Source organism: Rhodococcus sp. MPR-R1B, assembly GCF_058793255.1.
On sequence record NZ_JBXAFO010000009.1, the window covers coordinates 248431 to 268664 of the forward strand.

Sequence of the window (20234 nt, forward strand, 5' to 3'; positions counted from 1 at the left end):
TGGTGGTTGTTGTGGGCTAGCGTCGACGGCAGAGATCGACTCGACTCGACCGGTACGACTGCTCAGGAGGCCCGGCAATGAATCAACCGAAAATTGCGCGTTTGGTGAGCGAGACGGGGGATACGGTGACGGTCTCAGGGGGAGAGGGCGCAGTCAGGTCCTTCCCGGTCGGGGTATGGATGCTGACAGATGGTCAGCGGGTAGTGATCGTGGGTGAAGGTGGACCACTGTCGACGGCGACAGTCGACGGCAGCGCCCTGGTCGCTGCGGTCCATGCGCGATGGCCCGGCGCTGTCGTCCTCGAGAGGATGCCTGTCACGGGCAGCGCTGCTGACCCGAGAGCGTATTCGGCCAGGTATGTCGAGGTTCGCGATGACGGCTCCCACGGCGAGCCTGCGTATGCGGATCTGTCCGACGCCGGATTCGCCCTGGGGTCGATCGACGCCTCGTGACAGCCCTAGCTGTTCGGACTCCCTAGCTGTTCGGACTCCCTGGCTGTTCGGACTCCACGGTGACCGACGAGCCTGCAGCAAAGGTGTAGCTGGTGTCGTCGATCGAAAGTGCGATCGGTGGGACATCTTTCGTCTCCGATGTCACAGTCACAGCCGAATGGGTGCACTGGATTCGAAGACGGTGGCCACGGTAATAGATCGTGAAGGCAAGTTCACGCAGCTCGACGGGTAATTGCGGATGCAGCCACAGAATATCGTCCCGAAAATCGAGCCCTGTGTAGCAGCGTTCGAGAATATCGATCGCGCCCGCCATCGCTCCGAGATGGATTCCTTCCCTGGTATTTCCGCTCCGAGCGTCGGACAGATCCGCGGCCAGTGCATCGCGGAGCATGGCCCACGACTGTGATCGGTTGCCTCGCACAAGGACCCAGGTGTGGGAAATTCGGCTCAGTGTCGAACCGTGCGTCGTACGCTCGAGGTAGTAATCGATCATCTCCGGGATCACGGAGGGATCGAACTCGTACCCCAATCGCGTGATCAACTCAGTCAGTTCCTCAGCGGTGAATACGTAGAGCAACATGAGGATGTCTGCCTGTTTCGAGGCCTTGTAGTGGATCGGTGAGTCTCCCTCTGCCTCGAGTATGAGATCCAGGCGGCCGATGTCCCCGTATCGTGACCGGTAGTCGGCCCAATCCAGCTCGGTCAACGCGCCGAAACCCTCGAATTGACTGATCAGGCCGTTGTCGAGGAAAGTCAGGCGCAGTCGCCTGCTCAGTCGGTCCCACGACACCAACTCCTCGTCGGTCACATCGAGGCGCCCAGGGAAGTATCGGTTGTCATTCCGGAGTACCCGAACCGCCTCGACCGCACGTATGAGCGACCATTCCGTCATGACGTTCACGTATGCGTTGTTGTCGATCCCGGTGCCGGGGCGGTCGGGATAGCCGTCATGGAATTCATCTGGGCCCATGACACCGCGGATATCGTATCTGTCGCTGCTCGCGTCGTATTCGGACTTTGCCATCCAAAATCGCGCATTCTCGATGAGTAGATCGACCCCGTGATTACCGAGAAATTCCAGATCGGTTGTCGTTTGCCAATATCGCCAGACATTGTGGGCGATTGCGAGGTTGACGTGGTACTGGCGACGAGAGTGATCGGGCATCCAGCGGGCAGACCTCGGGTTGAAGAGGAAGGGCGGTGTTTCTTCTCGACCGTCGCTGCCGCTTTGCCAAGGAAAGAGAGCGCCGTGCAGGTTCAACCCTCGGGCGTTTCGGCGCGCCCGGGCCAACCGCCGGCACCGATAGAGCAGCAACGACGATGTCAACTCCGGAAGCCGACGCGTCAGGATTGGCACAACGAACAATTCATCCCAGAAGACGTGACCGCGGTATGCCTCGCCATGGAGTCCTCGAGCGGGAACTCCGACGTCGAGATCTGTCGTGTGGGTCGACAGTGTCTGAAGTACGTGAAGGAGTAATACATTCGTCGCCAGAGCGGTGGAGTCTTCCGTAGTGAGTGTTATGCCGAATTGGTTCCAGAGCCAGTCCCAAGCGGCGCAGTGGCGTCGAAACAGTGCGCCGTGATTCTCTGCTTCCTGGACTCGTTGCCACGCGGCGGACTTTGGATCGAGTGTGGACTTATCGCGGGAGGTGAAGAGTGCCGACGTCTTCTCGACGGTGACGGGTTTGGCGACCGTGATTCGGCAGCGGATGACCTGCACGATTCCAGTGTGGTCTGTGTTCACGCGGCGGTTGTGTTGCGTGGTTGATCCGTCGACGTCGGTCAGGCGGAGACGCTCGGCTTGGGTGATGCGGATGTGGGAGCTAGTGGTTTGGACCGTTGCGGAAATGCATTGGTCGCCGACGGTATCCAAAGCGAGGACTTCGAGATGTTTTTTGGTCAGTTTCGAATAGTCCGGAACATTGTTGTTGACGACGTCGGTGGTGATCCCGGATGCGATGTCGATCGATCCATCCCAGTTTTCGGCTGCGACGGTCATGGTGATCGCGGCTACGTGTGGATCGTCCATCGATACGATCCGGCGTTGTCGAATTCGAGTGACGCGACCGCGCGTATCGCGGAATACACTTTCTCTGGAACAGATTCCATGCTCGAGATCAACTGCTTCGTGGTGGTGCGTGACAAGCGCTGATGGGGATTGGAGCAGTTCTCCGTCAGGACCTGTGACGGTAAATGTCGTCCAGTCCGGCAGATTGACCACGCTTTCGTCCTCGCGTACGTGTCCGTCCACATCCGAGGTGAGTCGGTTGTAACACCCCGCGACATAGGTGCCGGGATAGTGGAGGCCGTCATCGTGGGACTCAGACAACGCGCCTCGCGTGGCAAAGTAGCCATTTCCCACGGTCGACATGGTCTCGCGAAGGCCAGTGGCGCTCGGATCTATCCCGCGATATTCGAGTGTGGAGTTCGGCTCATTTCCTGATATACAGAGTCGGCATCCAGGGTCGTGGTTATCGCCTTCGCGCGTTGTGGCCGTGACGAAGTGGAAGTTGACCTCGCCGATGGCGGTGACGGCGAGGTCGGCGCCGTTCTCGGTGAGAGATTCGAGATTTTCGCTTGGGCCAAGACCGATTCGCAGACCGAATCCACCGGATCGGGCGGCGCGGATTCCAGCGATCGAGTCTTCGACGACGACGCATTCGGCTGGCGGGATCGACAGTCTTCGTGCGGTTTCCAGATAGGTGTCTGGATCCGGCTTGCCGTCCAACCCGAGTAGTGCAATGTCGGCGCCGTCGAGTCGGATGTCGAAATAGTCAGATACACAGGCATTCTCGAGTACTCGTCGCGCGTTTTTACTTGCCGACACCACAGCAGTGAGTACGCCGGCGGCGCGTAGTTGCTGAATCCACCTCACGGTCGGGACGATCACCCCGACTCCTTCTCGTTCGAGTTCCGCGAGGAAGAATCGGTTTTTGCGTTCGAGGAGATTGTTGACGGTAGTGGCATCGGGAGGATCGTCGGGATGCCCCAGGGGAAGTTCGATTTTCCGCGATTCGAGGTATGACCGGAGGCCTTTCTGTCTTTCTTTGCCGTCGATGAATTCTCGATAGTCCTCGTCGTCGAGTTCCACATCGCCGACGTCGCCGTGCGCGCTCAATTCGTGAAACAGACGCCCCCAGGCGGCTCGATGGGTATGTCGGGTGTCGGTCACGACACCGTCCATGTCGAACAAGACAGCGCGAAAGACGCGTCTACGAATGACCACCGACGCGTGTTCGGAGGTCGCCGCGCGCCAGATAGTCATGGCACCAGCACTGCTGCGCCAGTGACTCGATCTGCCGCCAAGTCTTCCAGTGCCCGATTCGCTCCGCTGAGTGGATAGGGCATGGTGCTGACGCGGAGGTGATGATTGTCTGCGAATTCGAGAAACTCCTGTGCATCTCGCCTGGTATTCGAAGTCACCGAGCGAACCTCGCGTTCGTAGAACAGGTGCTTCTGGTAGTTCAGTACAGGCACATCCGTGAGGTGTATTCCGGCGATCGACAGGACGCCGGCTCGGTCCAGTGCTTCGAGGGCAGTGGGAACGAGATCACCGACTGGCGCGAAAAGGATTGCCGAATCGAGCAGTTCCGGTGGATGGTCGTATGCACCTTGCACCGATGCGGCTCCGAGATCGTGGGCCAGTTCGCGCGCGGATCTGCTGCGCGTCATCACATGCACCTGTGCGCCTCGAGCAAGTGCGACCTGCGTCGCAAGGTGTGCACTTGCGCCGAAACCGTAAACTCCCAGCCGCCCACCTTCCGGCAGGTCGGCACGCTCGAGCGCACGGAATCCGATGATTCCCGCACAGAGTAGCGGAGCGAGTTCGTTGTCCGTATACCCAGACGGGAGTTTGAGTGCGAATCCTTCTGATATAGAAGTATATTCGGCAAATCCACCGTTGACATCCCAGCCGGTATAGGTGGAGTTCGGGCACAGGTTCTCAGCGCCGCGTAGGCAGTAGCGACACACACCGCACGTCGAGTGAAGCCACGGAATCCCCACACGGTTACCGGGCTTGAAGGCGTCGACAGCCGTCCCGACCGCCTCGACGAGCCCGACAACTTCGTGACCCGGTACGACATTGCGTCGGTGAACCGGAAGGTCGCCTACGGCGACGTGGAGGTCGGTGCGGCACACTCCGCACGCGAGAACACGAACAAGTAGTTCATTCGCGCCGATTTCCGGGCGGGGGACCAGTCGCCTTACAAGAGGATGCGTCCCGAGCGAACCGGGGGAGTCGACATGCCACGACATCATCCACTCGTCGGAGGGCGTGCGGGGTGCCATCTCGATCATCGATGGCTGTTGACGACCAACACCGGACAGTGCGCGTCGTGGAGGACCTCTCGACAGGTGCTCCCGAGAAGCATGCCGCTGAATCCGCCGCGGCCGCGGCGTCCCAGAACTACCAACTGTGCCCGCTCGGTGTGGTGGACGAGATTTTGACCTGGCTTGTCCTTGACTACGACAGTATTTACTGGAACATCGGGGTAACGATCACCGAATCCGGCCAGGCTCTCGGCGAGCAGTGCGCGTTCGGTGTCTTGGCGGGCTCGCCAATCGACCTCCCGAAACTTCGAGAAGACAACGTCGAGAACTACGTCCGACCAGGCATGGACGGCGACCAACTCGACGCCACGTAGTGACGCTTCCTCGAAGGCAGTTGCGATGGCTGGTTCGCTGTGGACGCTGCCGTCGACCCCGACTACTACAGGGCGAACGGAGACGTCCTCGTCGCCGCCGAGTCCTCGGACGACGGCGACCGGGCACAGTGAATGCACTGCCAGCGACGAACTCACCGAACCCAGGAGACCTCCGGTGTATTCACCGTGTCCGCGGCTTCCGACGACGATGACCCGGGCAGTCTTGGAGATTTCACGGAGCACCGGTATGGGTGGATCCGAAGCCAATTCGACGTCGATCTGGACTGTTCGTTCGCCGATCGCTTGTTTCGCCAGTTCGGTGGCCTCGGCAAGTCGTTTTTTGGCGGCTGCTTCTTGTTCGTCGAAATAGAAGGCCGGCATCCCGATGGGTACGCCATAGGTGGTGGGAGTGAACATCGTCGTCAGCAGGAGTAAGGGTGCAGCTCGGAGGGCGGATTCGTGAGCGCCCCACCACACTGCGTCCCGTGACTGCGAAGATCCGTCATACCCGACAACAACGGGTGGATTGATTTTCACAACTGATCTCCTTCTCGTCGGAACGGATGTCAACTGGCCGTGACCGAATCCTTCGTGAACGAGGCTGCCGATGGCAGAGGAGAAAGTCATTTTCGGTGTCACCAGTCGGATTGGGCCGACCTTCACAGGGCCGGCGTTGCGGTGACCATTGGCACTTATGCAGAGCGGACGACCCTGAGACGCTACTACTGAGAGCGGCACGTACGACTTCGGGCCGCTGAGATCGGAGGAGACATGAACCTCACCAAACCGGATTCGAGTGTCGTACAGCTCGCCGTCGATCTCGCGTGTCGGGCGCCGTCCTTGCACAACAGCCAACCGTGGCGGTGGACGTACGCCGACGGGCGGTTACAGCTGTTCGGCGATCACCGTAGACTTCTCCGGGCAGCTGACCCGACCGGACGGCAACTGCATATCAGTTGCGGCGCCGCACTCGATCACCTCCGAGTGGGCCTGCTGGGGCTACGTTGGAGTGCCGACATTCACTACGAAGACCGCGGAGTCTCCCCGAATCTATTTGCCACGGTAGAGTTTCGACACGATGCGCGGCCGCGCTCGCACGACTTCGACATGCTCGCCGCGATACGTCGGCGGCGCACCGACCGCCGCGCTTTCGGGATGTTCGACGCAATCGACGAGCTGACCGACTGTGTGGCGGAAGTAGGTCGCAAACTCGACGTCGGCGTAACGGTAATGGACTCGGATCAACGAGCCGGTCTGCTTCGCGCAACCGAAGCGTCGGCCGCTGCTCGCCGATATGATTCCGAGTATCAAGCGGAGTTGCATTGGTGGGCTGGGCATTCCATGTCCTCGGGTGGAATTCCGGAGACTTCGCTTGTTTCCGGTGGTGGCAGCGTCCCCATCGCCCGGACCTTTCCCACGCGCCGTAATGCCGCGACGGGGGACCAAGGCGCAATCGACGAATCGACGGTATTGGCAATTGGCACAACCACTGACACCCGGCGCGACTGGCTGCGGTGTGGTCAGGTGCTCTCGTCGATACTGCTCGAAGCGACGGTTCGGGGCGCGGCGACTTGTTCACTGTCACACATGACCGAAGTGCCTGGCAGTCGTGCTCTGCTCAACCAGTTGGTGCCGGAAGTCGGCGTTCCTCAGATGCTGGTTCGTATCGGGCGCGCGCCTGGCGGCACTCCGCCCGTCATGACCACTCGTAGGTCGATGTCCGAGGTCCTTACCGTGACGTGACGAACTTGTCGGGAAACACCCTTTAGGTGCAGTGACGTCCGCGTTCGCTGATTCGTTCGTCGGGCTATGGGTAGTCGTTGAGTGCGTGCTGCGTGAGGTGAGGACGGATGATCACATGACCGACGTATTTCTGGTGGACGATCACGAGGTTGTGCGCCGTGGCCTCGTGGAGTTACTCGAGGGAGACCCGGGGCTGAGGGTAGTAGGGGAGGCGTCGAATTATGCCCACGCGATGGCACGAATACCTGCTCTGAAACCAGACGTGGCTGTTCTCGATGTTCGGCTTCCGGATGGAAACGGGATCGAACTGTGTCGCGAGTTGTTGTCGAAGTTGCCTGCATTGCGATGCCTCATCCTCACCTCGTTCGAAGACGATCAGGCGATGCTCGATGCGATTCTGGCCGGTGCCAGTGGCTACGTGGTCAAGGACATCAAGGGACTGGACTTGGCCAGGGCGGTGCGAGATGTCGGCGCGGGGAAATCGTTGCTCGACAACAGAGCTGCTGCGGCGTTGATGGCGAAATTGCGTACCGATGCGGCTGACAAGAACGGCCCATTCGAGGAACTGAGCCAGCAGGAGCGCGTATTGCTGGGATTACTTGGTGAAGGCCTGACGAATCGACAGATTGCGGCGCGAATGTTTTTGGCGGAGAAGACCGTGAAGAATTACGTTTCCCGTTTGTTGAGCAAACTTGGCGTGGAGCGTAGAACTCAAGCGGCGATACTGGCAACGAAGATGCACGAGCACCTTCCGCAGCCATGACTCACTCCGAGCCGGGTTCTGAAGCTCATGCCGGAATGGTACCGAACGACTTCGGCGTGCCGTCCGGCGAAGGCATTCATGTCGACGGACTTCTCGAAGCTCTACTGGCGGTCTCGGCAGGACTCGACTTGGATACGACTCTGCGTACGATCGTCAAATCCGCTATCGCGTTGGTCGATGCCAAGTTCGGTGCGCTCGGAGTGGTCGGCGACAGTGAGGAACTGAAGCAATTCGTCTACGAAGGAATCGACGAGACCGGGCGGGAACTGATCGGTGACCTTCCCCGCGGACGCGGTGTGCTCGGCGCCCTGATCTCTGATCCGAAGCCGCTGCGGTTGGATGATCTGTCAAAACATGAGGCCTCCGTGGGTTTCCCTGACCATCATCCGCCGATGAAAACCTTTCTCGGCGTACCGATACAGACTCGTGGCCAGGTGTTCGGCAATCTCTACCTCACCGAGAAGACGAACGGGCGAGCTTTCACCGCGCACGACGAGATGATCGTTCTCGCGCTCGCATCGGCCGCCAGCATCGCGATCGACAACTCCCAGCTGTACGCCCTGACTAAAATGAAACAAGAATGGCTGCTCGCGACCGGCGAGGTAACGACAGCATTGTTGGCCGGCGCCGATGCGCTCGGGGTTCTCCAACTGATCGCAGACAAGTCGTTGTCACTCACTTCATCTGACTGCGCATTTCTGGCGGTACCTCCGGATCCTGAGCTGACGGGAGTAGCGACCGCCGAGTTGGTGGTCACTGTCGCGAGCGGGCTTGATTCCGAAACCTTGGTCGGACACGGAATTCCGTTGGACTTCTCCACATCGGGCGCGGTCTACCGGAACAAATTTCCGATTGTGACGGAGTCATTGGAATTCGATCCGGGGTTCGGTGAGGGACATGAATACGGACCTGCGATCGTGCTGCCACTTCGAGACGGACAACAGGTTCGAGGAGTCCTGGCGGTATTGAAATTGCGTGGGGCGGAGCAATACGGAGCGGATCAGTTGGCGTCCATGTCGGCCTTTGCCGATCAAGGGGCTGTTGCGCTGCGGCTGGCAGACAATCAACGGCGAATGGCAGAACTCGACATACTTGCTGACCGTGATCGGATCGCGCGTGATCTTCACGATCACGTGATTCAGCGAATCTTTGCTGTCGGATTGTCTGTTCAAGGCACGCTCCAGCGGACGCGGGCTCCTGAAGTACATCAAAGGCTCAGTGGGACCATCGACGACTTGCAGGACATCATTCAGGACATTCGCCGTGCCATCTTCGACTTGCATGCGACCGAGGACGGCGCCCCTTCACTTCGGAGTCGCCTGAACCAAGTTGTCGCCGAGACGAGCGCTGACACCGATCTGCGGGTGACGGTCCAAGTAAGGGGCCCACTGTCTGTCGTCGATCCGTCTCTGGGGGAGCAAGCTGAGGCGGTGGTGCGAGAGGCGCTCAGCAATGTGGTCCGACACGCGCAGGCGTCCACCGTAGCGATCGTCATAGATGTGCACGATTCATTGACCGTCACGATCGCCGATGACGGAATCGGCTTGCCACCAGGTGCACATCGGCGCGGGCTGAAGAATCTGTGCGAGCGAGCATTCGCCTTGGGTGGGACCTTTGACGCACAGTCCCCTGATGGCGGCGGTACAACTCTCGTCTGGTCGGTTCCCCTTCCGGATGGGAACGAGTGACGATGACCAAGATTCTGATCGCGTACGCGAGTGCCAAAGGATCGACGCGAGGTGTAGCCGGAAGGATCGCGGAACGGTGTGGTGCTGCAGGATTCGACGTGAAGATGTTTCCTGCGGTCGAGAGCCCAGGGCACGAATGGTTCGACGCTGTGATCTTGGGAAGCGCCATTCACGACATGGATTGGTTGCCCTCCGCCGCAGTCGTTGTCGATCGACGGAGGGTGGAAGTGAAGACTCAACCGGTGTGGGCCTTCTCGGTCGCGACATGGGGCGAGACATCGACGCTTCTGTCTACGCGACTGACTCGTCGAATCAGAAAGTCGGCGACTGAACCGAGGACGGTGACAAAACTTCGCAAATCCGCGGACATGCGAGACCATCGCCGGTTCGCTGGTGCGTTGACACGTGGAGACTGGCCCCTGGTCGGGCGCATTGTCTTCAAGATCATGGGCGGTCGATACTCGGATGCTCGAGACTGGGCCGACATCGATGCGTGGGCGGACAAGATCACGGAACAACTCCGTGGCGGTGAATTCAAGTACTCCGCACGAACCGAGGATGCCTCACGAGAGTTCGATGATTGACACAAGTTGATTGACAAAGGGCCGTAGCGAACAGTGCGGGGCGAGGCGCACGATCAACAGAGACGTTTGCCGCTCGTCCGACAGCAGACGACTTCGACGAGAGTGATCTAACCATGGTGCGCTACGTGAGCGCGGATTCCGAGACGATCAGCAACGCTGTCCGTTGGGCCTGCGCGGCGCCGTCTGTTCACAACGTCCAACCGTGGGCGTGGCGACTGCGGCGCGGTGAACTTGAACTCCGCGTCGATCGGCTGCGCTCGATCCCGGTGGAGGATCCTGCCGGCAGGCAACTGATCATCAGCTGTGGCGCCGCCTTGCATCATTTGCGAGTTACATTGGAACACAACCTCATCGAGCCAATCGTCGCGACGTTTCCCGACCGTGGGCAACCCGACCTGCTCGCGGTGATCACCTTCAGAGGGCGAGCGCGCGCGATGAGTGCCGACGCGGGCCTCTTCGCATCGTTGGAACGCCGCCGCTCCGACCGACGGCCATTCGATGCACCCCCCGTCGGGTCGCTGGTCGGCCTTACGCGGCACGCCTCGGTGTTCGGGGCGTCGGCGATCAGTTTGTCACCGCAGTTCGGGGACATGCTCGCCCGAGCGGCCACACTGGCCGCGGAGGAGCATCAGAGCGATCCGGCGTACTGGAACGAGTTGGAGAGTTGGATACGCTCGGCTCCGACCGCAGACGGTGTTCCGCGCAGTGCGTTGCCGGATGCATTGTCGATTCACGAGTCTGCGTCTGCACGAGCGTTTCCTTCGGGCCAACTGAGGATCGGGCATGGAGTGAGGGACGATGCAGCATTGATACTGCTCAGTACGGTTTCGGACACGCCGATCGACTGGCTGAACGTAGGTCAGGCGATGTCCTCACTGCTGTTACATGCCACCGCGTCGCACCTGGCAACCTGCCCTCTGACACATTTGACCGAAGTGGAATCAAGTCGGGAAATCGTTCGAGATGTTGCTTCGAGATCCGGCGAGACACTTCAGAATCCACAGGTGATGATTCGTGTCGGGTTGGAGAGAGAACCGTCCGACGCGGTGATCGATGCCGCAGGGAGCGAAACACGTATCGAGGATCATCGACCAGGGGGCACAGGCCGTCGTCCACTCGAAGAGGTGCTCACCGTGTCGAGTTGACACCTTTACCCACACTCACTGACCGGCGCCAGACATCTACGGCCGACTCGGCGCTGACGTCGATGGATGTGTCGGTATCGATCGCGGTCGATTCGGGCCAAGGGTCGTGGCCTTGCGCGATGGCGGCTGCAGTAGCCGTCGTGGCGTCGGAAAGCGTATTCGTGCGCGTTGCTATTCGTTGAGCGGCGACAGGTAGCGGTGTGCTGGTCGACAGGCTGATCAACGTCGACGCTGTTGAGGTGCATAACAGTTCGGCTTCCCTGCGGTGTCGAGACCGAGCCCATGTTGCATCGAGTACGACCGACTCACCCATCGAGAGATGATCGTGGGCACGATCGAGCATTTCGCTGTAGACGGTGTGAACCGAGTCGGGCGAATACAGTCCCGATTGATAGGCGTCGGCGGAGCCGCGGAGTGCGCCGGCATCGACGAGTTCGCGCCGCACGCGGTCGCTGGAGATGACTGTAGCGCCGGTGTGTGCGGCAAGAGCGAGGGATAATGTCGTTTTACCAGTTCCCGGAAAGCCGCCCACCAGGCATAGTCGAACTTCGCCGTTGCACAGGTGGTTCTCGGCAAGGTCAAGGTGCCGTTCGAGCGCGGCCTGACTATTCGAATCGCCTTGCTGCAGACGCAGAGCGTCGACCTTGGCACGAACCGTGGCGCGATAGGCGATGTAATGGTCGATCAACGAAATCGGCGGCTGGTCATTCGATTTCGTGACGATCGAGGCAAGGAACTCGCTCGCAAGATCCTCATAGCCGAGGAACTCCAGGTCCATGGCGAGGAAACAGCTGTCGTCGAGAATATCGACAAATCTGAGTTGGTCGTCGAAGTCGAGGCAGTCGAGAATCTTGGGTCCGTCGGGCAGTACGAAAATGTCGTCCGCGAGAAGGTCTCCGTGGCCGTCCACGATGCAACCTTCGGCGATTCTCGAATCGAACAGGGACCGACGCCCACACAGGTATCTCGTAGACATCGACTCGAGGTGATCGAGTCGGCAGGGCGGGAGGAGACCCGAACACAATTGGCGCAATTCGGCAAGATTCGATACCCATCGGTGTCCGACGCCTGTTGATGTTCCTTGTTCGGATATTCGCACGCTCCTGGCTGCTCGCCTGTGAAAGTCCGACACTGCCGCTGCGATCTCGTCCAATGCGTGTGCGACATCCTGATTCGTCGCAGCCAATGCGGACAGTCTTCGCTCATCGGGCATACGCACCATCACCAGAATCGGCTCGCTCGACTGGTCGACCGGGTCGACCACGTGTGACACTCCGCGGTAGACACCCTCGCAGATCCTTTGGTTCAACGTGAGTTCACGTTGCAGAGCGTCCTCTCGTCGTGAAGGTTCGCTGAAGTCGAGGAATGGCGTGGAGATGGCCTTTTTGATCTTGTACGCGCGGTCACCTACAAGTACGACGACCCCGGTAGTCGTTTCCTTTACGTCGAGATACGAAGCATGAATGCTCATCTGATCTCCCCTCGTACTGCAGCGGTTCCCACGCGGAGACGCTCCATTCCCTCGATCCTTCAAGTCTGGACGAAACAGCGGTCAGTCGTCGCGGGGCATTGCGGTGTCATAGTCGGGCATTACGGCACTAGTGGTCACGGCGCGGCAATGACGACGCTGGAATCATGTCGCTGATCCGAGACCTGTTCCAGCGCTTGACAACGAAAGCCGAGTCCCTTCTCCTGATCGTGACTGTGTCTGCGCTCGCCGGTGGCGTTCTCGCCTGGTCGCTCGATCAGCGCGCCGTTGCCGACGGGATGTGGGCCTTGGGGACAATTGCGGCGTTGCTGCCGGCAGGTTGGTGGGTTGTCGACGGGTTGCGCAGGGGACGGGCGGGCGTCGATGTCATTGCAGTTCTGTCGCTGCTCGGAACGATTTGGGTAGGGGAGTATCTGGCCGGTGCGTTGATTGCAGTCATGCTGGCGACCGGGCGAACCCTCGATGCGGCGGCCAATCGTCGAGCGGCGCGAGATCTTCGTTCCCTTCGTGAACATGTTCCGAGGACCGCGCAACGCGAAGAGTGCGGCCAACTTCGGACGGTGGCAGTCGACGAGATCGAGCCAGGCGACAGAATCTTCCTCAGCTCCGGGGACGTCGTACCCACGGACGGATGGATTGTCGGCGAACCGGCAGTCTTCGACGAATCCGCTCTGACGGGTGAATCGAAAGTGGTGGAGCGCTCGATCGGCGACCCGGTTCGCAGTGGTGTGGTGAATGCGGGTGGTGGTTGTCGAATCGAGTCGAGTCGGACGGCGAGATCGAGCACGTACGCGGCGGTGGTTTCGCTTGCCCAGGAAGCGGCCGCCGACAGCGCGCCGATCGTGCGTGTGGCCGACCGCGTGGCGGCGTGGTTCATACCCGTGACACTGCTCGTGAGTGGCTTTGCGTGGATGTCGAGTGGCTCTGCCACACGTGCAGTTGCCGTACTAGTCGTCGCGACCCCGTGTCCGCTTTTGCTGGCTGCACCCGTTGCTATCGTTTCCGGTCTCTCACGGGCATCGCGGATCGGTGTGATCGTCAGGTCCGGCGGTGCACTGGAGAGGCTCGGAAATGTCAAGACTCTCGTTATCGACAAGACGGGGACTTTGACCACAGGGAAACCCACACAATCGGATATCGTCTGCGGAGAGGATGTCGACAGCTCTTCAATTCTCCGCCTGGCTGCATCCGCAGACCAAGTGTCCTCACATATCTTGGCGGAGTCCATCGTTCGAAGTGCGCGAGCGCAGGGTTTGTCGCTCAGTACACCCGAATCGGTGACCGAACGGCCAGGGTATGGAGTGACCGCAACGGTCGACGGTCATGTCGTCGAAGTCGGCAGAATCACCGGTACGATCGACCGCCCCGGCTGGGCCGCATCAGTGGAGAATCGCGCGAGGCTCGACGGAGCGGTCGTGGTGTGGGTGCGGATCGACGATCAACTCAGCGGGGCACTACTGCTGATCGATCCGATTCGCAACGACGCACCTTGGACGATACGGCGCTTGCGATCGGCCGGTATCGGCAAGATCGTGATGCTGACTGGCGACCGTCCGGAACCTGCAGTCGAGGTCGGATGTGTCCTCGGACTGGACGCGGTTCATGCGGACCAGGAACCTGCCGACAAGGTCGTGCGAGTACGCGAAGAATCCGAGCGCGCGGTGACCGTCATGGTGGGAGACGGAATAAACGACGCGCCGGCGCTGGCCGCAGCATCGGTCGGTATTGCCATGGGTGCACGAGGTGCGACGGCATCGTCCGAAGCGGCTGACATCGTCCTGACGACCGACCGGTTGTCTCGGGTAGCCGATGCAATGGATATTGCTCGGCGATCTCGTCGAATTGCTGTGCAGAGTGCCACTGTCGGTACCGGGCTTTCTGTGGTCGCGATGGCTTTTGCAGCGTTCGGATTGCTGGCTCCGGCGGTGGGTGCCTTGTGTCAGGAGGTGATAGATGTTGCAGTGATACTGAACGCGTTACGTGCGCTTGGGCACGGACGGTCGAGTGTGCCGAAGCTCGAACCTGAGTTGGAGCGGATGCTTCGCGGATTCTCCACGGAGCATCGTCGTATGCGCGCAGATCTCGATTTGATTCGTGTCGCTGCGGATGCTCTCTCGGGTGACGACCGTGTGTTGGCAATGCGGCGACTTCATCAGACCAATCGGTTTCTCCAGGAGGTAGTTCTTCCGCACGAGCGGGCCGAGGGGGCGAAACTGTATCCAGCACTAGAGCGTTCGTTGGGTGGTGCGGATTCCATCTCGGCGGTGGCCGACGCTCACTCAGAGATCGAGAGACTCTGCCGACGGGTCGAGAATCATGTCAGGGCCGCGGACACGCTGGGAGCGGTGGACGATGCTCAGGTCGGAGACCTTCTCGCGTGTCTCTACGGTCTCTATGCGGTGCTGAAGTTGCATTTCCGACAGGAAGAGGAGAGCTATTTCGTCCTCGCAGATCGATCGGAGAGGGAAGGGGGTAGCAGTTGATCTGCGTCGCAGATGAATCCAGTCGCAGATGAATCCACTTGGACTTTTGTTACGTCATGCGTGTGGTGGGAAGGCCCCCGACCACTCTGCATCCCAGGTGCGACCATTGCGCCAACTGATCAGTGTTCTTGCGGCAGTGAGTATTCCGTGCACAGCAAGAATGCTCGCACAATACAACGTGATCGCAGCAGCGATTCCGTCGACAGCCGTGCTCGACGTCTGAGGGGGAGGCGGAACCTGATCGCCTGTTGCATTCGTCCACACGGCGATCGTGTTACCAGGACGTGCGCTGAAGTGAGCAACCAATGGTTCGGTGCGTGCAGTTCCGTTCATGGTCCATGCCACGACCTTGCGCGCGGCTCCCATGTCTTTCGTCCCGGGAACCGGGTCGGGACTCACCGTGCCACTCCACTGGCTGTCGACGTGCTGTTGCTGTTCGATTCTCGCTCTGCCGGACGCGTAGACGGACGTGCCGACTGCTGCTGCGACAGGTATTGCAAGAGTCCCGATTGCGACTGCGGCGATGACCAAGGAGGACCAGGTTCGATCCGACGGACGCATGAGTCGGTTCGAAGACCAGGGAGCTTGGTTCCACCAGCGACTGGGCCGTGCCGTCGTGTGAATCAGATCTTTACGCATGGTGCGGGCCTCCTGGACCGGTCTGGAGTGGAGGCATCACGGTCGGCTGGCGCTGAGGGCGCTTGCGTTGAAAGTTGTCTCTTTCATGGCGTTTTCCTTCGCACCATGACTGGAGAGATCCTCCGCAGATGCGTTTTCCCGATGAAGAAACGAACCGAGTTCGCCGATTGCGCTCATCAGGGGTGCGGGGAAGACCACGGTGGTGTTTTTCTCGACGCCGAGCTCTGCGATGATCTTTGCCCGCTTCTCTCGTTCGGCCTCTGCTTCACGCGCCATGGCTCGCTTCATGCTTTCCGGAAGCTGAATGTCCTTGAGCTCTACCAGCGTTACCTCGACACCCCAGTCGAGTGTCGTGGTATCGAGTATCTGACGGATGCTGGTGTTGATCACGGCCGTTTCCGACAGAACCTCGTCGAGGGAATGCTGACCTACCACGTTTCGGAGAGTGGTTTGCGCGATCTGGTCGATGGCAGAGTTGACGCTCTCGATGGTCACCACGGATTTCTCCGCGTCGATGACGCGAAAATATGCGACGGCCGCGATATCGACGCTGACGTTGTCGCGGGTGATAATTCCCTGCGACTGGATCGGCATCGTGACGATACGCATCGAGACCTTGGTCATCCGGTCGACCGCGGGAAAGATGCGTGTCAGACCGGGATTGCGTACCGCGATGATCCGCCCCAACCGGAAATGAACACCGCGCTCGTACTGTGTGACGATTCGTATTGCCATTGCGAAAATCAGGAACAGGATTGTCGCAACCACGACGACGATGGTGGCGCTCACGGTGATTCTCGATTCGGTGCGGGGCAGGGTGCCAGACGAGCACCGTCGTGTTGGCGGGCGGACCTGCAGGCATGCCGGTCTTCGTCCAGCTTTGCGTCGCGGTGTCGATTGCATCCATGGCCGAAGGTCACTAGTTGCACGGCAGACGGACACTGTTTCGATCAGTGAGGTCATACGGCCCGAGTTGACTACCGAGTGCCCTGGTATCGCGTTCTCGGACGGTGAAACCTCGAACGAAGCAGTTGAACTTGGTTCTTGGTTCGTGAGGAGGTGTGCGTGTGTCCGAAGCGGTCGCTGATTCGGAATCAGATGCGGTGAATCCGCGTGAATCCTTGGAACGAATGTTTCGAGATCTCAGGTCAGATCGGCAAGGTCTCTCGGCCAGAGAGGCCGAACGTCGGTCACTCGTTCACGGTTCCAACGAACTGCAGCGTCGGCCTGGGCGTGAGTGGCCTGGCGAGATACTCCGGCAGTTGACTCATCCCCTCGCGTTGCTGTTGTGGGTTGCCGCTGGACTTGCTGTTGTCAGTGGAGCCTCTCCGCTGGCCGTGGCAATCGTTCTGGTGATTCTCGTCAATGCGGTGTTTGCGTTCGTTCAGGAGTTACATGCCGAACAAGCGGTGGAGGCGCTCTCTGCATTTCTCCCGGCAACGGCGATGGTGGTCCGTGACCGCGCCGAGCAAGTGGTGGATGCACGGACCTTGGTTCCAGGTGATGTGATCGTTCTCGACGAAGGCGGCCGGGTATCGGCGGACGCGCGACTGATATCGGGCTCGGTGCAGGTAGATCTGTCCACACTGACCGGAGAGTCGGTTCCGGTCACTGTTTCTGCGGATTCGACAAGTAACGCAGGAGCTTTGGTTTCGGCCCGAGACATCGCCTTCAGTGGAACGGATGTGCTCGGCGGCAAAGCCATGGGATTGGTCTTCGCCACTGGTATGCGTACCGAGATCGGACGGATTGCTGCCCTTTCCCAGCGCGGGGGTCGTGACGAGAGTCCACTCGAGAAACAAGTGAAGAAGGTTGCCTGGCTGATCGCCTGTGTAGCGGTGGTGATGGGCGCGGCATTCATCCCCCTCGGTAGCCTGATCGCGGGACTGTCCTGGGGAGATTCGATCAACTTCGCAATCGGACTCCTGGTTGCCAACGTTCCCGAAGGGCTCCTTCCGATCATCACGTTGGCGCTGGCAGTCGGAGTACGCACCCTTGCTAAACGAGGTGCGTTGGTCAAAAGGATCTCGGCAGTGGAAACGCTCGGTTCCACCAGCGTGATCTGTACGGACAAGACCGGGACGCTGACACAGAACCGCATGCGAGTAACCAGGATATGGATGCCGAGCGACGTTCTGACCTTCGATGCAGACGATGCGGCCACCGATCCATGGCCCGAGGGGACCGTGCCGCGTCGTCTGGCACACGCGATCACATCCTGTTGTACTGCAGTGCTCAGGGAGGGGCCAGGGGACGGCGACGAGTGCGACTCGGGGGATCCCACCGAGGTGGCATTGTTGAGGGCGGCGGAACACATCGGGGAGCCGCGAAACGTGGCCATCCAAGCACATCACACTATTTTTCCGTTCGATCCCGAGCTTCGCAGGATGTCGACGGTAGACCGAGTCGGTGATCGATTTCGGATCCAGGCGAAGGGGGCGCCGGAAGAGATTCTGTCTTTGTGCGTCCGCATCGTCGGCTCTGGGGCGTCCGAGCATGGTCTCGAGTCCTCGGAGCGCTCTGAAGTGGCAGCGGTGGTCCACAGGTGGGCACGTGAAGGATTGCGACTGATCGCCGTGGCAGAACGATCGGCCACCGCCGAGGAGGTTGAACAACTCTCTCGTCGAGATGTCGAGTGCGACATGACATTGCTGGGGATCGTGGCGATGATCGATCCTCCGCGACCAGAAGTCCGTGCGGCGGTGGCAAAATGTCATACGGCCGGAATACGCATCATCGTGGTCACGGGCGATCACGGACTCACTGCACGCGGAATCGCGGAGAGTGTGGGAATCGGCAATGCGGGCTTACAAGTAGTAACCGGATCTGAACTCGAAGGTATGTCGGAGAAGGATCTCGACAGGCTCCTTTACACCGACAACGAGATCATCTTCGCTCGTAGTTCACCTGAAGAGAAGCTTCGGATCACGGATGCACTACGCGCCGGTGGCTATGTGGTCGCGATGACCGGCGACGGCGTCAATGATGCTCCAGCTCTGCGACGGTCGGACATCGGAGTGGCGATGGGGCGCTCGGGCACCGACGTCGCTCGGGAGGCTGCCACGATGGTTCTCACCGACGACAATTTCGCCACAATCGTCGACGCGGTCCAAGCTGGGCGCAGGGTCTACGACAATGTCCGTAAATTCATCGTCTACATTTTCGCTCACGCGACACCGGAAGTGGTGCCCTTTCTCGTCTATGCGCTCTCCGGTGGTCAGATTCCACTTCCATTGACCGTAATGCAAATACTGGCAATCGATTTGGGTACCGAGACATTGCCGGCGTTGGCTCTCGGTCGGGAACGGGAGGAGCCTGGTTTGATGGATCGGGCGCCGCGAAAGGCTTCACAAAATGTCGTGGACAAGGCGATGCTGGTCCGATCGTGGGGCATCCTGGGGGGCGTGTCGGCTGCAGCAGTCATGGTGTTGTTCATGACAACTCTCGTGTCCGGAGGCTGGACATTCGGGGCTGACGTGTCGTCAGGTGCGCTCGAGCACACCTGGAAGCTGGCGACGACAATGAGTTTCCTCGGGATCGTTTCGTGTCAGATCGGTACCGCCGTCGCTTCTCGCACTGAGCGAGCGTCCTTGCGGAAGATCGGGCTGTTCTCGAACCGTTTGTTGCTCTGGGGGATTGCGTTCGAGGTTGTCTTTGCCGCTGTTGTGGTGACGGTTCCGACGGCGCAGCGCCTATTCGGCACAGTCTCGCCCACGTGGTATCAGGTTCTGTGGTTACTGCCCTTGCCGGTCTTGGTGTGGGGATGCGACGAATTCTGGCGGTGGACGCGACGTCGCTGATCGGCGGCTTACAACGTGCGGGCGATGGCTTCCGCTTTGGCGCCCAATGCAGCCAGCCTGAGGTCGGCGAACGGAGTTAGGGGGCCGCCCATTCTGTTCGTGACGAAAGCGACGGACAAACGAGTTTCGGGATCGGCGAACGCGCCTGATCCGCCGAGGCCGTAGTGCCCGAAGGCCTGCAGCGACCGAGTGCGGCTGGTGACGAACGCCGAGTGATAGCCGAGTCTCCAGTTCATGTGGATTCCGAGTACGTAATCGCGCGCAGTGGTCTGCACTTCGCTGATCTGTTCCAGGGTGTCTTCGCTCAGAAACCTGATTCCACCCACAATTCCCTCGTTGGCAAGTGCTGCGTACATACGAGCAAGGGCACGCGCGCTGAACACGCCGTTCCAGCCGGGCATCACGTAGTCATGGATCGCGGGATTGCGGACGAGTTCGTCGAAACCTGCCGGCATGCCGGCATCCGCGATATTTCTGAGCGCCGGTATCCGGGCCAAAGCGAACGAAGCGGTATCCCACGGCATTTTGAACTGATTGATGTGGGGGAACAACCTCGCGATCCGATGCCGTTCGTCTTCGGGGACCTGGAACCAGAATTCTGGAATACCAAGAGGTTCCGCGATCTCGGTGCGGACGAGGTCTGTAAATGATGAGCCGGTGGCGCGAGTTGTGAGTTCGGCGACGAGAGATCCGAATGTGACTGCGTGGTATCCGGGTGCGCCCTGTCGACGACGGGTGAAAACTGAACGGATGTCGTCGGACGAAAATTAACCACCTTGCGTGAGTGTTGTGGGGTGAT

Annotated in this window: 14 protein-coding genes and 1 pseudogene; 8 read left to right on the forward strand and 7 right to left on the reverse strand. The window is 60.0% G+C overall.

The window, feature by feature from the left end; all coding sequences use genetic code 11:
• Window positions 1-77: 77 nt before the first annotated feature.
• Entirely contained in the window at window positions 78-452 is a 375-nt protein-coding gene (locus tag AC1Q61_RS15570; RefSeq protein WP_021333637.1) for a hypothetical protein, read from the forward strand.
• Between the two features lie 22 nt (window positions 453-474).
• Here AC1Q61_RS15570 and AC1Q61_RS15575 read toward each other — a convergent pair whose 3' ends face one another.
• Genes AC1Q61_RS15575 through AC1Q61_RS15585 form a run of 3 tightly spaced genes read right to left on the reverse strand, consistent with a single transcriptional unit; the run spans window position 475 to window position 5638 of the window.
• Window positions 475-3720, reverse strand: coding sequence for an HAD-IA family hydrolase (locus tag AC1Q61_RS15575; protein ID WP_492650909.1), 3246 nt, complete (start codon window positions 3718-3720; stop codon window positions 475-477).
• Window positions 3717-4715 carry a zinc-binding alcohol dehydrogenase family protein gene (locus AC1Q61_RS15580; RefSeq protein ID WP_031333463.1) on the reverse strand — a complete coding sequence of 333 codons (999 nt, stop codon included), beginning with the start codon at window positions 4713-4715 and terminating at the stop codon, window positions 3717-3719. The genes AC1Q61_RS15575 and AC1Q61_RS15580 overlap by 4 nt, the downstream gene beginning before the upstream one ends.
• Window positions 4716-4750: 35 nt before the next feature.
• Window positions 4751-5638 carry a universal stress protein gene (locus AC1Q61_RS15585; RefSeq protein WP_020907983.1) on the reverse strand — a complete coding sequence of 296 codons (888 nt, stop codon included), beginning with the start codon at window positions 5636-5638 and terminating at the stop codon, window positions 4751-4753.
• Window positions 5639-5872: 234 nt separating this feature from the next.
• Here AC1Q61_RS15585 and AC1Q61_RS15590 point away from each other — a divergent pair, with 234 nt between their 5' ends.
• From AC1Q61_RS15590 to AC1Q61_RS15610, 5 genes are all read left to right on the forward strand, one after another.
• Window positions 5873-6844 (forward strand): Acg family FMN-binding oxidoreductase, encoded by a 972-nt coding sequence (locus AC1Q61_RS15590; RefSeq protein ID WP_492650908.1) that lies wholly within the window; start codon window positions 5873-5875, stop codon window positions 6842-6844.
• 115 nt (window positions 6845-6959) lie between these two features.
• Complete coding sequence (locus tag AC1Q61_RS15595) at window positions 6960-7607, forward strand: response regulator transcription factor (protein ID WP_020907981.1); 648 nt, start codon at window positions 6960-6962, stop codon at window positions 7605-7607.
• Complete coding sequence (locus AC1Q61_RS15600) at window positions 7604-9295, forward strand: GAF domain-containing sensor histidine kinase (protein ID WP_492650907.1); 1692 nt, start codon at window positions 7604-7606, stop codon at window positions 9293-9295. The genes AC1Q61_RS15595 and AC1Q61_RS15600 overlap by 4 nt, the downstream gene beginning before the upstream one ends.
• A 2-nt stretch (window positions 9296-9297) precedes the next feature.
• Window positions 9298-9879: a flavodoxin domain-containing protein gene (locus AC1Q61_RS15605; protein WP_492650906.1), complete on the forward strand. Its 582-nt coding sequence runs from the start codon at window positions 9298-9300 to the stop codon at window positions 9877-9879.
• A gap of 125 nt (window positions 9880-10004) precedes the next feature.
• Window positions 10005-11024 carry an Acg family FMN-binding oxidoreductase gene (locus AC1Q61_RS15610; protein ID WP_492650905.1) on the forward strand — a complete coding sequence of 340 codons (1020 nt, stop codon included), beginning with the start codon at window positions 10005-10007 and terminating at the stop codon, window positions 11022-11024.
• Here the strand turns inward: AC1Q61_RS15610 and AC1Q61_RS15615 are convergent.
• A complete protein-coding gene (locus AC1Q61_RS15615; protein ID WP_283309674.1) occupies window positions 11008-12495 on the reverse strand; it encodes a bifunctional aminoglycoside phosphotransferase/ATP-binding protein in 1488 nt (495 codons plus the stop codon). The two genes, AC1Q61_RS15610 and AC1Q61_RS15615, sit on opposite strands and share 17 nt — an antisense overlap.
• Window positions 12496-12659: 164 nt before the next feature.
• Between AC1Q61_RS15615 and AC1Q61_RS15620 the strand changes: the two genes are divergently transcribed.
• Window positions 12660-14996 (forward strand): heavy metal translocating P-type ATPase, encoded by a 2337-nt coding sequence (locus tag AC1Q61_RS15620; protein WP_283309671.1) that lies wholly within the window; start codon window positions 12660-12662, stop codon window positions 14994-14996.
• 54 nt (window positions 14997-15050) lie between these two features.
• On the opposite strand, the gene AC1Q61_RS15625 is transcribed toward AC1Q61_RS15620, so the two are convergent.
• Together AC1Q61_RS15625 and AC1Q61_RS15630 are read right to left on the reverse strand one after the other, a co-directional pair.
• The gene (locus AC1Q61_RS15625) at window positions 15051-15635 is read right to left on the reverse strand and encodes an Rv1733c family protein (RefSeq protein WP_492650904.1); all 585 of its coding nucleotides are present in this window, start codon (window positions 15633-15635) and stop codon (window positions 15051-15053) included.
• 36 nt (window positions 15636-15671) lie between these two features.
• Window positions 15672-16424, reverse strand: a complete 753-nt coding sequence (locus AC1Q61_RS15630) for an SPFH domain-containing protein (RefSeq protein ID WP_492650903.1) — start codon at window positions 16422-16424, stop codon at window positions 15672-15674.
• 341 nt (window positions 16425-16765) lie between these two features.
• Here AC1Q61_RS15630 and AC1Q61_RS15635 point away from each other — a divergent pair, with 341 nt between their 5' ends.
• Complete coding sequence (locus AC1Q61_RS15635; RefSeq protein WP_492650925.1) at window positions 16766-19435, forward strand: cation-translocating P-type ATPase; 2670 nt, start codon at window positions 16766-16768, stop codon at window positions 19433-19435.
• A gap of 8 nt (window positions 19436-19443) precedes the next feature.
• On the opposite strand, the pseudogene AC1Q61_RS15640 reads toward AC1Q61_RS15635, so the two are convergent.
• A pseudogene (locus tag AC1Q61_RS15640) lies at window positions 19444-20169 on the reverse strand (serine hydrolase domain-containing protein); the annotation flags it as partial.
• Window positions 20170-20234: the final 65 nt, after the last annotated feature.